General features: G+C 55.7%; 19 protein-coding genes. 11 read left to right on the forward strand and 8 right to left on the reverse strand.

The features are described 5' to 3' along the window. Window positions 1–195: 195 nt before the first annotated feature. Together ACQUSQ_RS13270 and ACQUSQ_RS13275 are read left to right on the forward strand one after the other, a co-directional pair. Window positions 196–573: a methyltransferase family protein gene (locus ACQUSQ_RS13270; RefSeq protein ID WP_435069846.1), complete on the forward strand. Its 378-nt coding sequence runs from the start codon at window positions 196–198 to the stop codon at window positions 571–573. After that, the gene (locus ACQUSQ_RS13275) at window positions 570–1,745 is read left to right on the forward strand and encodes an NAD(P)/FAD-dependent oxidoreductase (RefSeq protein ID WP_435069765.1); all 1,176 of its coding nucleotides are present in this window, start codon (window positions 570–572) and stop codon (window positions 1,743–1,745) included. The genes ACQUSQ_RS13270 and ACQUSQ_RS13275 overlap by 4 nt, the downstream gene beginning before the upstream one ends. Here ACQUSQ_RS13275 and ACQUSQ_RS13280 read toward each other — a convergent pair. From ACQUSQ_RS13280 to ACQUSQ_RS13290, 3 genes are all read right to left on the reverse strand, one after another. Then, entirely contained in the window at window positions 1,734–2,729 is a 996-nt protein-coding gene (locus ACQUSQ_RS13280; RefSeq protein ID WP_435069768.1) for a universal stress protein, read from the reverse strand. The two genes, ACQUSQ_RS13275 and ACQUSQ_RS13280, sit on opposite strands and share 12 nt — an antisense overlap. A gap of 256 nt (window positions 2,730–2,985) precedes the next feature. Further along, window positions 2,986–4,173 carry a cystathionine gamma-synthase gene (locus tag ACQUSQ_RS13285; protein WP_435069770.1) on the reverse strand — a complete coding sequence of 396 codons (1,188 nt, stop codon included), beginning with the start codon at window positions 4,171–4,173 and terminating at the stop codon, window positions 2,986–2,988. Further along, window positions 4,170–5,156 (reverse strand): PLP-dependent cysteine synthase family protein, encoded by a 987-nt coding sequence (locus ACQUSQ_RS13290; RefSeq protein WP_435069772.1) that lies wholly within the window; start codon window positions 5,154–5,156, stop codon window positions 4,170–4,172. Before ACQUSQ_RS13290 ends, ACQUSQ_RS13285 begins: the two co-directional genes overlap by 4 nt. Window positions 5,157–5,525: 369 nt before the next feature. On the opposite strand from ACQUSQ_RS13290, the gene ACQUSQ_RS13295 reads away from it, so the two are divergent. The 9 genes from ACQUSQ_RS13295 to ACQUSQ_RS13335 all read left to right on the forward strand — a co-directional run bounded on the left by ACQUSQ_RS13295 (window position 5,526) and on the right by ACQUSQ_RS13335 (window position 11,609). Beyond that, on the forward strand, window positions 5,526–6,020 hold the full coding sequence (locus ACQUSQ_RS13295; protein ID WP_435069774.1) for a DUF411 domain-containing protein: 495 nt from the start codon (window positions 5,526–5,528) through the stop codon (window positions 6,018–6,020). 52 nt (window positions 6,021–6,072) lie between these two features. Next, the gene (locus ACQUSQ_RS13300) at window positions 6,073–6,444 is read left to right on the forward strand and encodes a hypothetical protein (protein WP_435069776.1); all 372 of its coding nucleotides are present in this window, start codon (window positions 6,073–6,075) and stop codon (window positions 6,442–6,444) included. 7 nt (window positions 6,445–6,451) lie between these two features. Beyond that, a complete protein-coding gene (locus ACQUSQ_RS13305) occupies window positions 6,452–7,333 on the forward strand; it encodes a class I SAM-dependent methyltransferase (RefSeq protein ID WP_435069778.1) in 882 nt (293 codons plus the stop codon). Window positions 7,334–7,678: 345 nt separating this feature from the next. Then, window positions 7,679–7,819: a YHS domain-containing protein gene (locus ACQUSQ_RS13310; protein WP_435069779.1), complete on the forward strand. Its 141-nt coding sequence runs from the start codon at window positions 7,679–7,681 to the stop codon at window positions 7,817–7,819. A 95-nt stretch (window positions 7,820–7,914) separates the two neighbouring features. Continuing rightward, window positions 7,915–8,508 carry an AsnC family transcriptional regulator gene (locus ACQUSQ_RS13315; protein ID WP_435069781.1) on the forward strand — a complete coding sequence of 198 codons (594 nt, stop codon included), beginning with the start codon at window positions 7,915–7,917 and terminating at the stop codon, window positions 8,506–8,508. Window positions 8,509–8,520: 12 nt separating this feature from the next. Then, complete coding sequence (locus ACQUSQ_RS13320; protein WP_435069783.1) at window positions 8,521–9,159, forward strand: MaoC/PaaZ C-terminal domain-containing protein; 639 nt, start codon at window positions 8,521–8,523, stop codon at window positions 9,157–9,159. 347 nt (window positions 9,160–9,506) lie between these two features. After that, the gene (locus ACQUSQ_RS13325; RefSeq protein ID WP_435069785.1) at window positions 9,507–10,130 is read left to right on the forward strand and encodes an ATP-binding cassette domain-containing protein; all 624 of its coding nucleotides are present in this window, start codon (window positions 9,507–9,509) and stop codon (window positions 10,128–10,130) included. Then, on the forward strand, window positions 10,123–10,860 hold the full coding sequence (locus tag ACQUSQ_RS13330) for an ABC transporter permease (protein ID WP_435069787.1): 738 nt from the start codon (window positions 10,123–10,125) through the stop codon (window positions 10,858–10,860). Before ACQUSQ_RS13325 ends, ACQUSQ_RS13330 begins: the two co-directional genes overlap by 8 nt. After that, the gene (locus ACQUSQ_RS13335) at window positions 10,857–11,609 is read left to right on the forward strand and encodes an ABC transporter permease (RefSeq protein ID WP_435069789.1); all 753 of its coding nucleotides are present in this window, start codon (window positions 10,857–10,859) and stop codon (window positions 11,607–11,609) included. Before ACQUSQ_RS13330 ends, ACQUSQ_RS13335 begins: the two co-directional genes overlap by 4 nt. Before the next feature lie 137 nt (window positions 11,610–11,746). Here ACQUSQ_RS13335 and ACQUSQ_RS13340 read toward each other — a convergent pair whose 3' ends face one another. From ACQUSQ_RS13340 to ACQUSQ_RS13360, 5 genes are all read right to left on the reverse strand, one after another. After that, entirely contained in the window at window positions 11,747–12,475 is a 729-nt protein-coding gene (locus ACQUSQ_RS13340; RefSeq protein WP_435069790.1) for a plastocyanin/azurin family copper-binding protein, read from the reverse strand. 260 nt (window positions 12,476–12,735) lie between these two features. Beyond that, window positions 12,736–13,089 (reverse strand): SHOCT domain-containing protein, encoded by a 354-nt coding sequence (locus tag ACQUSQ_RS13345; RefSeq protein WP_435069792.1) that lies wholly within the window; start codon window positions 13,087–13,089, stop codon window positions 12,736–12,738. Between the two features lie 6 nt (window positions 13,090–13,095). Beyond that, window positions 13,096–13,512 (reverse strand): DUF302 domain-containing protein, encoded by a 417-nt coding sequence (locus ACQUSQ_RS13350; RefSeq protein WP_435069794.1) that lies wholly within the window; start codon window positions 13,510–13,512, stop codon window positions 13,096–13,098. A gap of 100 nt (window positions 13,513–13,612) precedes the next feature. After that, on the reverse strand, window positions 13,613–13,960 hold the full coding sequence (locus ACQUSQ_RS13355; RefSeq protein ID WP_435069796.1) for an SHOCT domain-containing protein: 348 nt from the start codon (window positions 13,958–13,960) through the stop codon (window positions 13,613–13,615). A 62-nt stretch (window positions 13,961–14,022) separates the two neighbouring features. Beyond that, a complete protein-coding gene (locus ACQUSQ_RS13360; protein ID WP_435069798.1) occupies window positions 14,023–14,340 on the reverse strand; it encodes a hypothetical protein in 318 nt (105 codons plus the stop codon). Window positions 14,341–14,359 lie beyond the last annotated feature (19 nt).

Here is a 14,359-nt window from a genome sequence, read left to right on the forward strand (position 1 = left end):
GCACCGCAAAATTGGCGGGAATGGGCTGGTGCTGGAGTTGTACAGGCCTTCGTAATCGCGTTGTACGCTGAAATGTTTGGCTTCCCATTGACAATTTACCTACTGATTCGCTACTCTGGCCTAGATCGCGAGTATGTCAGCGCAAATCTCTGGTCTACATTGGTTGGCGTAGGTGAGACCGGTATGATTATCTCTATGACACTGGGATATGGGCTGGCATTCGTTGGAATTGGCGTCTTCATTCAAGGATGGAGGCAAGTCCATCAGGCGCGACAAGATGATCAGCTGGTTACTAATAGCCTATACAGCGTAGTACGACACCCACAATACACTGGCTTGTTCATTGCTCTTTTCGGTGAAGGAATTATTCACTGGCCAACAATATTTTCGGTCGGTTTATTTCCTGTTATTGTTCTGACGTTCACATGGTTAGCACGAAAAGAGGAACACGAAATGTCCGCCCAGTTTGGAGATCGCTACCGGACATATAAACAAGACGTTCCGATGTTCGTTCCCCATATTGGACAGTGGCGTCGGTTTCTCAACGAATCACGATCAGGACCTAACCAATGACCCAATCATCCAGAACTGCGATAATAGGAGGGGGAATGGCCGGACTTGCAGCAGCAGCAGGATTTGACGACGCTGGATTCGACGTCGAACTGTATGAGCGCCAGTCCTACGAGAGCAAACGCGTTAATTGCGGAGAAGCGATGACAGTAGTATCAAAGATCCCGCTCGAGCCGACTGTAGAGAACGGCTTTCTCAATCCGCTGCCAGCGATGGAAGTGGAGGTGTATGACGGAATCGACGCCGATCGCCGACGCATTGGAACCGGCACTTTTCCCGCTTCGGATACATATATAACGGACCGAAATACCGTTGAGCAGTCGTGGGCAGAACAACTCTCAGAGAACGGTGTTAGCATTCATGAAAACCAGTCAATCACCCGGGCAGATTTCCACGAGTTCACTGAAGAGTATGATCTTGTCGTTGATGCAACCGGTCAGCCATCACTATCTAGCAAAGCGCTCGGAACAACTGACGAGTATTCAGGATATATGGTTGCGCTCAACAGTGACGTTGAAGGAGACTTTACCGAGCTATACCCGAACAGCCGGATTGTTCTAGAGAACTATACCGGGTACTCGTGGGCATTCCCGAAGACATCGCAACGAGCCAACGTTGGTATCGGCTGGACGGTCAGTGATCGGCCTCGTGATTATATGAATGCTTTTAGAGAAGCGTGTGAGCGGAATGGGTGGCCGATCCCGTCGCAAGAACAGACGAACGTCGCCATCATCCCGGAGGGACCCAGTCTCGATCCCGACAGAACCTATCTACCGGAGCATTCCGTCGTACGGGTTGGTGATGCTGCGGGGATCGCAAACCGACTCACTGGAAAAGGAATTTCACAGGCCGTTGAATCAGGATATTTGGCCGCAGAGCTGGCTAAAAACGGCCAGTTGCACAAGTATCCCGACAGCTTATATCAGAGGATGAAAACGGAGTATGTATTCGCCACTGTTGTGAGATATTTTCTTGAAACTCGAAATTCGAAGGTTCTGGGAGCAGCAATTCGTGCCGCTGCCGGGATCGATATTGAAAACGTTGACCGGTCTCCGAGCACAGTTCTACTGCGTCTCCTTCGCCACCCTGGTTTATTCGTTTGTATCTTCTCGAGACGACGAGTTTTAAACCGTGTCTATGGGGGAATGACCAACCAGTGGGAGTTAATTGATTGACTTTCTTTTCTGGTTGGACTTCCGAAGAAACGTGTACGGATGCTTTTTCAATTCCGCTGTCGGGCGGTTAATCGTCAACACAGGGCAATCTGCTTTTTCGATCACTCGATCTGAAACACTCTCCTGTAATAGTCGGTGAATGCCAGTCAATCCTCGTGTCCCCATTGCAACAAGGTCGATGGTATTCACCTCTGTATATTCGAGGATCTCCTGCTGAGGTCGACCATAACTCAACGTAGTTCGGACAGGAACGTCCAAGGTTGCTGCCTTCTCCGCAATGTCATCTAAGAGTCTATTTCCCCGCTGTTCCCAAGCGTCAGTAACCTCTCCCCACGTGAATCCAGGGCGACTCACATAGGACTGTTCGTCAATAACAAGAAGTCCATGTAGGGTCGCATTATGCCGTTTGGCAATTTGTAGTCCATGTTTGAACGCAACAGACGCCTCATCATACCCATCCGTAGGCACGAGAATATCGGTGAACTGGCTGGTAAATGAACCCCCAATCGGATCAGAAGTGTCCTTATCAGGTATCGTCAAGACAGGAAGAGGAACATTTTGAATAATATGACTTGAGACGTCTCTCCGAAGAACTCGTGCTAATCCACTTTGTTCAGATTTCTGGTGTACAAGTAAATCAATATCATTCTCTTCAGCGTACTGCTGAATAACACTTGGAGGGCGCCCACTATCTACTGCTGGTATCACATTGAGTCCGAACGAGTGGGCCTGATCCACCACGGGTTCAATTACCGCTGCTGCGTCCCACTCTGCTTGATTAGTGACTTGTTCGGATTCCAGTTCTGTGCGGTCCTCATCTTGAATAAATAGTACGTGGAGGGCCGCATCATATGCTTTTGCAAGTGATAGACTGTATTGGACCACTGAGTCCACGACGTCAGTTTCGTGGAGTGGAATGAGTATCTGGTCGTACAGGTTGATATCCGGACCTTCTCGAACTTCTAGACGGGTGGTGGCGCTCATATATATCTATACGTAACGACGATTTACCGCGTTTTCTGTTAAGAATCGAAACCGCGTGAACAGTCTCCAAGGTGAGGGTTCGAGACTTTTATTTTGGATAACTCGCCTTGATATCCTCCTCCGGCTCAAGCCGGAGGAATCCTAAGCGTTGGAATATAACACTCCTATTTGATAAAGGTGCGAGATCAGGAATATCTGACGCACAGAAATACAAGAGGAAGCCTACAGCCCCACAATAGCAGTATCCGCTAAGAAATCACGACTGCTCTGCGGCTGCGAAAGCCTGTTCGAGATCGGCCCGAAGGTCGGTAACGTCTTCGAGGCCGACGCTTATGCGGACAAGGTCGTCAGTGATACCTGCGTCCTGTCGTACCTCACGAGGCACTGACGCGTGAGTCATCGTTGCAGGCTGTTCGATAAGACTCTCGACGCCCCCGAGGCTTTCCGCCAGCGTGAACACCTCGGTCGCGGAAACAAGTGTCTCCGCCATCTCCAGCGTGCCGTCGAGTTCGAAGCTCAACATCCCCCCGAAGTCGTCCATCTGCGTAGCGGCGAGGTCGTGTTGCGGGTGGGAATCCAAACCTGGATAGTACACTCGGTCGACAGCTGGATGGGCGTCGAGCCACGCCGCCAGGTCGCGGGCGTTCTCACAGTGTCGCTCCATCCGGACGGAGAGAGTCTTCGTTCCACGGAGGATAAGGAAACACGCGAACGGATCCGGCGTCGCCCCCACGCTGTTCTGATAGAATCCCAACTGCTCGTCCAGACGCTCGTCGTCGGTTACGAGCGCGCCGCCGACAACATCAGAGTGGCCGCCGAGGTACTTCGTCAGCGAGTGAGCAACGATATCCGCGCCCAACTCTAGGGGGCGCTGGAGATACGGCGTTGCGAACGTGTTGTCCACGGCACAGAGAGCGCCGCGATCGTGAGCAATTTCCGCGATGTCCGCGATATCGACGACCTGCATAAGTGGATTCGTGGGCGTCTCGAGCCACACGAGTTCCGTCACCGGGGTGACTGCCTCTGCGACTGCGTCGCGGTCGGTCGTGTCGACGAAGTCGAACGCGAGGTCGTAATCCTCGTAGACCTGCGTGAATAGCCGATGGGTCCCGCCGTAGACGTCTTCGCCGACCACGACGTGATCGCCTGCTTCGAGCAGATTCAGGACAGTGTTGATCGCGGCCATCCCGCTGGCGAACGCCCGCCCGTACGCTCCGCTTTCGAGGCTGGCGAGGTTGGCTTCCAGTGCTGCCCGCGTCGGGTTGTCGGTCCGTGAGTACTCGTAGCCACGGTGATCGCCGGGCGCGTCCTGGGCGAACGTCGAGGAGGCGTAGATGGGCGTCATGACTGCCCCGGTATCCCGGTCCGGACGCTGGCCTGCGTGGATCGCCCGCGTGTCGAACCGGCCAGCGTCGTGCGTCTCGTCCCGCTGGTCGTCGCTCATGCTTTCCCCTCCCAGGTCTCGAAAGAACCGTAGATGTGCTTCGAGAGGTACCGTTCGCTGCCATCGGGAAACACCGTAACGACAGCCGGTGCTGGGAGTTCGAGTTCATCAGCCGCGGCCTCCTCGGCGACCTCGCGTGCAGCGACGCTCGCCGCACCCGAACTGGAGCCGACGAGATGCCCCTCCTCAGCGGCGAGTCGGTTCACTTCGGCATGTGCGTCCCGGTCGCTAACCGTCCGAATGTCGTCGATCGCATCTGGATCTAACAGTTCGGTCACGTCCGGGTCGTGTGTGCCGATGCCTTCGGTCTTGTATGGTGTCTCTTCGCGTTCTCGGTTCAGGAGTTCGCCAAACGTCGAGCCCTCCGGTTCGACGGCTACGACGTGGACGTCGGGGACACGCTCGCGCACGGCCCGAGTGATTCCCATCAGCGTCCCGCCGGAACCGACGCCCGCAACGATTGCGCCGACGTGCTCGCCGAGCGTATCGAGGATTTCCTGGCCCGTCGTCTCGTAGTGGGCCTCTACATTCAACGGCGTCGAAAACTGCTGCGGAACGACAGCATCCTCATGTTGGTCGGCTATCTCGTTGGCCGTTTTGGCCGCTTCGCTCATCCCCGCATCACCGGAGACGTGAACGATCTCCGCACCGAGCGCGGCCATCAGTCGTTCTTTCTCCTCGCTGAACCCGCGGGGAACGACGAAGATCGTCTCGAGGCCGAGTCGAGCGGCGGCAATTGCCATTCCGATGCCGGTGTTTCCGGCTGTGGGCTCGACGATCGTGCCGCCAGGTGGAATATCGTCGCGTTCGAGGAGTCGTTCGAGGATGTGCTTGCCGAATCGGTCTTTCACGCTGCCGCCGGGATTGAACGTCTCCAGTTTCGCGTAGACGGAAACGTCGCTAGGCGTCGCGTCGAGTTCGACGATCGGGGTGTTGCCGATTGTTTCGAGGAGCGATGCGTCGGAGTCGGTGTGACGAGTCATCTCTCTGGGTCATATGGGGGCACTCTGTGGCCGGTACGCTCGCTGACGGAAATTCGTCAACAACAGCAACAGCCCGAAGACCCAGCGCAGAAACAGTCCGCGATGATCGCAGTACGAGAGTGCAGTCGCTGTGTCACCCGCCGCTGCCGGCGGGACGCCGAGCCGTGATCGCGGGCACGCCATGATAGAACGGTCACGGCAGTTCCCTCGACCGATGGGGCTCGCCTCATAAGAAGGACTATGAGGCGCTGTCTTTTGTGGTTTCCTCTTTGAAACTGAAAGTCAGCACCGCCGTCCTACCCGAATCCGTTCTCAATGCGCAGGAAAGGTCGACGTACAATAAACACCCCCGACCCAAGTGACGAACATATGGAACGGGCCGTACCTCGCCGCGGACTACTACGGGTCGGTGCGACGACAGTCGCACTCGGAATCGCCGGCTGTTTAGGATCATCGAGTGAGGATGAGTGGGATATCGAGGGAACACTGTCAGTGACGAATGCTCAGCAATACTCTTCACCAGGCTGTAGCTGTTGTGGACGATATGCATCGTATCTGCGTGAATATCTCGACACGACACTCAGGGAAACCGAAACCGAGGACGTGACGGATCTCAAACGCCAACACGGTATTCCATCGGATTTACAAAGCTGTCACACACTCGTCCTCGACGAGTACGTCGTCGAAGGACATGTCCCTGCCGGGGCTATCGCGACGATGCTCGATGAAGAGCCGCCGATTGACGGTATTGCGTTGCCCGGTATGCCAGCCGGATCGCCAGGAATGGGCGGAACGAAATCCGACACATTCACCGTCTACAAACTCGGCGGCGGAAAGACAGGCGACGTGTACACCAAAATCTGAGCAGAATACATCTGGTCAAGATACTTTGGGACGGCAGTCGATACTCTGAACGATGATTCGACGACTCCTCCATGATCTCGGGTATGTGCTCGCGCACGTGCTTTTTCTCGGCGCGAATACACCGGACTCGGTCGTCACCCGTCTTCGAGTCGCGTATCGTCTCGTCGGTGTCCGGATTGTCGAGACGCCACAGGTTGATTCGGTCGAACGGACAGTCTTCCTGTGTCCGTACCGGAATCTGGGCACCACCTGGTTCGGGGAGAAGTGGATTTGTCACGATATCTTAGACCGCGTTGACGACGGCTACGTGACGTATCTCCGTCGGCACAAGGAAATCGACTACCAGCGTCCTCGCGGATGTGCCGACCTCACGTACTGCGACGAGTCCGAGTACTGTTACTCGGAGGTTTCCAAACTCAAGTAGGTGACTGATGGATCAGAATACAATCCGCGAGCGCATCACCGACCAGTTCTCCTACCGCGGCGAGCGAGCTGATATCTGGCGGGCGTTCGACCTCCTGCTCGATACTGACGAGTTCCTCAATCTCGGCTACTCGGAGTGGTACCAGCCACATATTGTCGGCTCGAGTCAGCGCCGCCTCGTCACGGAAGTCGGCTCAATGGTCGCGGCGTACCTACCCGCAACAGACGGAGTACAACTTCTGGATGTCGGCTGCGGTCGGGGGGGTCCAGCCCTCCACCTCGCCGATCGGTTCGGCTTCCACGTTACTGGTATCGACCTAGTTCCGTACAACGTCCAGATGGCAACCGAGAACGCACGCGATATGCATCTCGATTCCCAGTTCGTCGTCAGTGACGCGACACAACTCCCGTTCACGAGGGACTCGTTTACTGCGTGTACGGCAATCGATGCGCTCGTATACCTCCCCGACCGGAATCGCGTTTTCGCTACTGTTGCAGATACTCTCAAACCCGAGGGGGTTCTCGTAGTCTCCGATCTCGTGATGCAATCTGACGTGACTGAAACGGAACGGAGATTGGTCGATTCATTTGCGGATGCGTGGGATATGCCGTCGTTAGGTACTGTTGAAGAATACAAAGCCGCTCTCGACGAGACGAGTTTTGAGGTCAAAGCGGTCGAGGATATCACGAAACACAGCGTCGGACGCTTCCGAAAGTGGACGACGCTGTACCTCCAGCTACTCGCGAGTCCGCTTCGGACCCTTATTGAACGACTGTTGGGAGCGTGTGATCTCGATCCCGCAGCGACTACCGAACAGGTAAGGGAGGCTCACCACGCGCTGCCGTTCCTGCGACACGTTATTTTCGTTGCGGAAATAGAGGCAGCTTGACTGCTGCGCACACTGTGCGAGAAAGAACCGAATCGTCACGTTAACGCTTGAACGTGCCACAGACGTAGGTTGACCTGAGGAGCCTTCGCTGCCCGTGATTGTCGTGAGTTGGATTGGGAACCATAGATTAGGATTGGTCCATACTCCGTTATATAGGACGCAGATAGGAATCCGTTGGTACACTCGAAGGATAGTTCGGGATTGTGAGTTACCGATCCTTGATTCAGAGGGCGGAAAAGACAAACCATGCAATACGGCTCAAATCGCTCGGTACCTCGACTTTGGATTGCTAAGGACAAATTGCTTGATTTAGGGGCTCATACGTACAACGTGGGGTGAACCCGAATGGCAACTGATCCGGTCTGTGGAATGGACGTCGATGAAAGCGATGCAGCGGCTACAGCTGAGTACGACGGTCAGACGTACTACTTCTGTGCCGAGGGCTGCAAGGAGACGTTCACCTCGACACCAGAAGACTACGTCTAACCGTCATAGTCGTAGAGGCACCCCACACCTGCGTCGTAGCTCCCCCCACACACACCCCCCGTTTCCCTGATTCCCTTCCCCCTTTCCGCCTTTCGATGACCCAACCAGAAATTGACGACACGAATCGAGAAATCCTCCGTCTCTTAGCGGAGAACGCAAGGCAGCCATATAGCAATATTGCTGAGGCAGTAAATCTTTCAGCACCCTCCGTTTCAGCACGCGTCCGTCAGCTGGAGCAAGAAGATGTCATTCGTCGGTTCACTGTTGATCTCGACCTCACACAGTACGAAAACCGGATACACGTCATGGTGCGGCTCCAGTCTGAACTCGGGAAGACAGATTCACTTCGAGAATCGATCCTCGAGACCCCATACGTAGAACACGTATTCACAACTGCTGAAGGCGAGATCGTGGTTGTTGCGACACCACCGCGGACTTCGATCGGAAACTGGGTACAGCAAAGTCTACCACTGAGTGACGTGCGGAGTTACGACGTGCAACTGCTGTCGAGCGCGACCCGCTCAGCCTATTCCACCAGAACTGCATCCGTACTTACCTGCGCACACTGTGGAACCACTGTCGGCGAAGATGGACTAGCTACCCGCGTTGATGGGTCACTCCAGCAGTTCTGTTGTAAAGACTGCGAGACCGCGTTCAAAGGAGAGCACGAGAAGCCTCAAGAAAAGTAGAATCACAGATCAATGCCTGTTGACCCCGTCTGTGGGATGGAAGTCTCACAGGAAACCGCCGAACCGACTATCGAACACGACGACGACGTGTATCACTTCTGCTCGGAAGACTGTCGAGCGTTGTTCGAGGAAGTTCCTGAGAAGTATACCGAAACGCCACATCCGCATCTCATTGAATCGGGAGGAATGACGCTCCCTCGGGTGCCATACGGTCGAGCCGCTGGAGAGTTCGATCTCTCGATTGCCGACCCGTCTTCACTTAGCACGGGAGATAGCGTTCGCTTCTCGAAGACGATCACAGACGAGGATGTCAGGAATTTCGCAGAGGCGACCGGGGATACAAACGCGGTCCACCTCAACGAAACCTTCGCTGAAAAGACCCGGTTTAGCCACCGTATCGCTCATGGAACGCTCGTATCGGGAATGATTAGTGCTGCACTCGCGTGTTTCCCCGGATTCACGATATATGTTTCCCAGAGCCTGGAGTTTCGTCGACCAGTCAGTATCGATAACTCTCTGACGGCCCGGTGTGAAATCACCGAGGTTCTCGACACCGACCGGTACGAACTTACAACACAAATCGAGGAGGAGAGTGGAACCCTCGTTCTCGATGGGTCAGCCACAGTTCTGGTCGATTCGCTACCGGACTGAATCCGACATGACTGTCGTTGCTGGCCACGGCGAAATTACCAGATCTTCGTGACTTCGGTTGTAGGCCAACTCGGAGACCCTTCTTATCGGAGCGAGTGTTCGATTCGATAAACCCGAAAAACACGGCTATCACGGAGTAATTCGAAGGAAGTACTACTATTCAGTATCTCGATGATAATCTCATTTTGGATTTGAAAGAGTAATCGCGGTGAATTAGAAGCGTGTACAATTGGCTGGCTATGGGAGCATCCACAACTACTGCGCCAGAAGGGAACAGTACTGAGGTACTCGTTCGTGCGGAGGGAATCGAAAAAACGTACGGGTCGACACTACCATTCACACGATCTGTGACTGTCCTGACCGGTGCCGACCTCAAAATTCGGACGGGAGAAATCGTCGGGATTGTCGGCGCGAACGGGTCAGGAAAATCCACGCTTATGAACATCCTCGTTGGTGTGCTCGAACAAGATGGCGGAACAATCGAACGGACGGGCACGGTCGGCTGGTGTCCGCAAGAACCACTGCTTTACGACCGCCTGACAGTCGCAGAGACGTTCCGACTGTTCGGTGCCGGATACGGAATGACCGCCGAAGAAATCGACGAGGCCAAACACCGCTTCGCATCGAAACTCGAGTTCGAGCAGTACCTTGACTACCGAATCGACCAACTCAGCGGTGGGAACCGGCAGAAAATCAATCTCAGCATCGCTCTGATGCACGACCCGGATGTCCTCATGCTGGACGAACCCTACACCGGGTTCGACTGGGAGACGTATCTCACGTTTTGGGATCTTGCCGAGGAACTTGCTGCCGACGGAACAGCTGTCACGATGATCTCACACCTGATCGAGGAGCAAAGTCGTCTCGACCGCATATACGAGGTTCGTGACGGACAAGTCTACGACGTGACTGACCAGGAGAGCGCGACCGCAGTGACGACCGGTGAACAGAAGGAGGAGACCGATGAATAGGGTTCGAACCGGGATCCGGGCGAACGTCTCCACCTTCCTAAGAACGCCTCTGAATGTCGTCTTGGCACTTCTCCTTCCGATTGTCGTTATCGAAGGCTGGGGACAAGCAATGGCTGGGTTGCCAAGTATGCCGACAGTCGAGGCGATTCCAATCGATCTAGGTCGCCTCCTCGGCGCGATATTCGGGGTCGCCATCATCGCCGGCCTAATGGGCCTCGCGCAGATGATTAGTGCGCGTGCAGCCGATCGGCGACTCGTTCAGACAGGCTATCCACCCCGAACACTGCTTGCGACTCGATTAGCGACGCTCGGAGGGGTCACCGTCGTCGTGGCTGCCGTGAACTACGGCGTGCTCTGGCTGACGATTTCACCGGAAGCCCCTGTCTTGACGTTCGTATTCCTCGTCCTTGCAGGCCTCGTCTATGCGTTTCTCGGCGCACTCGTCGGGGCGCTCCTTCCGCGACTGTTCGAAGGGTCACTTGTCGTGGTGTTCCTCGCGATGATGGACGCGTTTCTCAGTGGCGACAGCCCGCTGGCCGCCGACGTTCCCGAGTTCGTGGAATACTTCCCGCTCTATCATCCGAAGGAACTCCTTCAGGAGGCGATGTTCCAAGGCACATACGCGACGGGTGATCTCGCCTTCGTCGGCGGTTATCTGCTAGTCCTGCTCGTGCTCGTCACCGCAGTGTTCGGAGTGACGATGCGCACCAGTGGTGGGTGGTCCGCATGAACCGCACGACAACGGCGTTCTCAATCGGTATCAAAGAACAGGCGCGTAACTACGTCCTCGTCGCGCTGCTGGTCGTCTTACCGGTCTCGTTCATCACGTTAGCGTTCGCAGTCACCCAAGATGTCGAGATGCCGGTTCGAACGCTCGTCAACGGTGAGACGGCGACGGTGATGAGGGGGATGCCGGAGGTCCACGGCGTGATTATGACGCCGATCACGAGCGCCCTCATCGCTGGACTCGCCGGGTTGTTCCTAATGCGAGAAGCCAAGGACACGGACGGTCGTCTGGCAGTCGCTGGCTATCATGCACGGCAGGTCATCGCTGCGCGGTTTGGGGTCCTCACAGCAATCACGCTCATTGTCACCGGCGTCTCAGTCGGTGTGATGCTCATCGATTTCCAGCCTGAGCATCTCTGGTGGTTCGTCGCAGCGATGCTCGTCGTCTCGGTCATATATGGTCTCATCGGGATGCTCGTGGGGGCCGTCTTCGACCGCCTAGCCGGGATGTGGCTGATGCTGATTGTCCCGATGCTGGATATCGGGCTGTTCCAGGATCCGCTGTTCATCCAGTCCGAGCCCGAATGGTGGATAAAACTATTCCCCGGCTATTGGCCCGTCCGTATGATGGTCGATACCGGACTCACAACGGACGTAGATACGGCTCTCGCGATGGTGTGGGCTACTGGATACCTCCTCCTCGTAGCCGCCCTCACAATCGGCGTTTACTACCGGGCCACACAGGGGAAGTGACTACAGGAAAAATCGTTCCCAAATCGAGCTGGGCCAGTATTATGAAGTCGTTAGGAACTCGAAGATATCCGTGATGACGAGACCTCCCAATCCGCAAATTGCTTGACTCAGATCAGTTCATCCTCTCTCGGTAGGAATTAATTGGAGACGTCCTCATCAGCTGCGTCCAGTCGCTCACGGCGGCGTCTATATTCTTCCTCGTCAATCTCGCCTCTAGCATAGCGATCCTGAAGCACTTCTCTGGCTGAGTGGTCAGTACTCGAGCGAGCGCTGCTTCGATTTCGAAGCCAGTAGAGTGCGCCACCAAGAAGACCCAGCATTCCGAGCGCCCCACCAACAACTGGAGGCCCTCCAATCCCTCCTCCACTGCGGCCGTTCATCATCCCGTGGCCGCCCGGACCCATCATTCCACCACCAGTGTTCCCGCTCCCATCAGTGCTCGAACCGTAGGCTACGGCTCCCTGCTCGACGATTGATTCATTCGATGGGACCTCACCATCCGGGATCGGACTCTCCTCCGCTGGCCCACCAGGACTCCCAACAACGATCCGCCCGACCATACCAATCGACTTGTGCGGGATGCAGTAGTAATCATACGTTCCCGGAGTTTCGAACGTGTGTTCGAAGCTTCCGTCCGAGATCGTTCCACTATCGAAGGCGGAAGCGCCGTCCGGAATGCGATCTGAGTACGCCGTGGCGGAATGTGCACCACCCGCGAGTTCGAATCGAACAGTCGTCCCGGAGTCGACACGCAAACCGATTGGGTCGAAGTAATTGCTGCCCATCTCCACGACGGGGGTCTCCTGTGCGTTCGCTGTCCGAGTGAAGCCCGTGCTGGCGACTGCGCCGGCACCGACGATTCCCAAGAATTGTCGTCGACTATGATGTGTCATGATGGCTGGATCGTTCTATGAGTGGTTAGCTACACGCGACACCGATGCGAGGGCAGATTCCGTACGTATCTTACTACGTGCTTGTCGTTTACCCTCCTTACTACTCACATTCATATGCTGAGACGGGTGTCATACATTCGATTCAAAAGGTTTTCTCCTGTCGAATATTTGGCTTCGACACCGTTCGTTCGGTCGACAGGTGCTCGAACAGGCGAACGTGGTTTAGGGAGTGGTCACTCTGATTGTTCGAGTCTCGCCCGTCGGGCTTCGAACTCTTCGTCCGTGAGATTGCCACGAGCGTACGCTTGACGTAGCTCTTCCATCGCGGGATTGTGAGACGTCTGAGTGTCGTTCGCCCGCCGGAAGATGAGATAGCCACCGCCCAGAAGTACAAGGACGAAGGTGAGCGGGATTAACATCCCGGCGAACGGCCACCAGCCGCCTGTACTACCGTACTGGCCCATCATGCCCCCGTATCCCATCATCCCACCGAACCCAATCCCCATCATGAGCAAAGGAAGGATGATGAACGCTCCGAGTACGAGGAGCAGTAACGTCGTCGTGTCCAGTTGATTCGATGAAACCATCGGATATCATGCCTCCGACGCGGATCCGAATTCGTCTGTAACGGCTGCCAGTACGCGGTCGAATCGTTCGTTGACCTCGGTCGCGATGGAGTCAAGCGCGTCGTTATCAGCGATCCCGACCAGCTGTTCCGGGTCGACCGCACTTACCACAATATCACCGTCATCATTCTCGTAGACGATGACGTTACAGGGCAAGAGCGTGCCGAGTTCGGTTTCCGCACTCAACCCTTCGTATGCCAGCGGGGGATTACACGCACCGAGGATACGATACTGACGGAACTCCTCGCCGAGTTTCTCCTTGAGCGTCGCCTGAATGTCGATGTCACAGAGGACACCGAATCCCTCATCTTTGAGTGCACCGTTCGTTGCATCGACGACATCGTCGAACTCACCAGTAACGGTGGTCTGTATTGTGTATTCCATGGAATATCGTACTCCGCTAACGGAGTTAATCGTTTGGTCTCGCCGCGGCAGTTGGCGGGAGTGTTTCCAGACGGGACTCCTTCTATGTCGGTCATGTGAACTACTCGAGTTGCTTCCGTCGACGGTCGAACTCTTCGTCGGAGAGTTCACCGCGGGCGTAGCGCTCACGGAGAACCGCAAGCGGCCGACTATCATCTCCCCCAGAATCGCTGTTGAGGAGTGAGTAGGCGAGATAGAGCGGGACGGCAATCAGGAGCCCCATCCAGAGGAGACCCCAAAGCCCCATTCCACCGCCGAAGAGCCCCCAGCCGCCGCCACCCATCATACCGCCACTGTGGCCTCCACCACCGTGAGCGGCTGCGGTACCCGATGCCGCAATCAACAGCGGAACCGCAAACAACGTAATCCGACGCGTCGTCCGTCCGAGAGTGCTGGTGTCGTGTGTCATTGTGATCGTTGGTTCAGTAAGTCGAATATCTATATACTAGACGTGTGGCAGGATAGGGATTGTTAGCAACCGTGTCCCTGTCCGTTCATCCCTGCAGCGGTGTGATTATCATCCGCCATGTCTTGGGCCATCTCATCAACAGTCACGCCCATGTGCGCTTCCATCTCGTCAACGGCACCCGGCCCCATGTGGTCAGTCATGTGACCGTCCATCCAAGCCGCCCAGTCCGCTGCATCACCCTCGGCTGGCATCTCATCAGCTGCCGTCTCGTTCCCCTGGGTCGGTTCGTCACCGTGTGCGCTAACTACCGGGGCAGCGAACGCGAATCCGACGATCGCGAGCGCCACGAGCAGCCATCGTCCGAGGTTTCGGTTGGTCATTGTCTTTCGCCTCACGTAG

The sequence above is a fragment of the Haloplanus sp. C73 genome, from assembly GCF_051195115.1.
Classification (GTDB): Archaea; Halobacteriota; Halobacteria; order Halobacteriales; family Haloferacaceae; genus Haloplanus.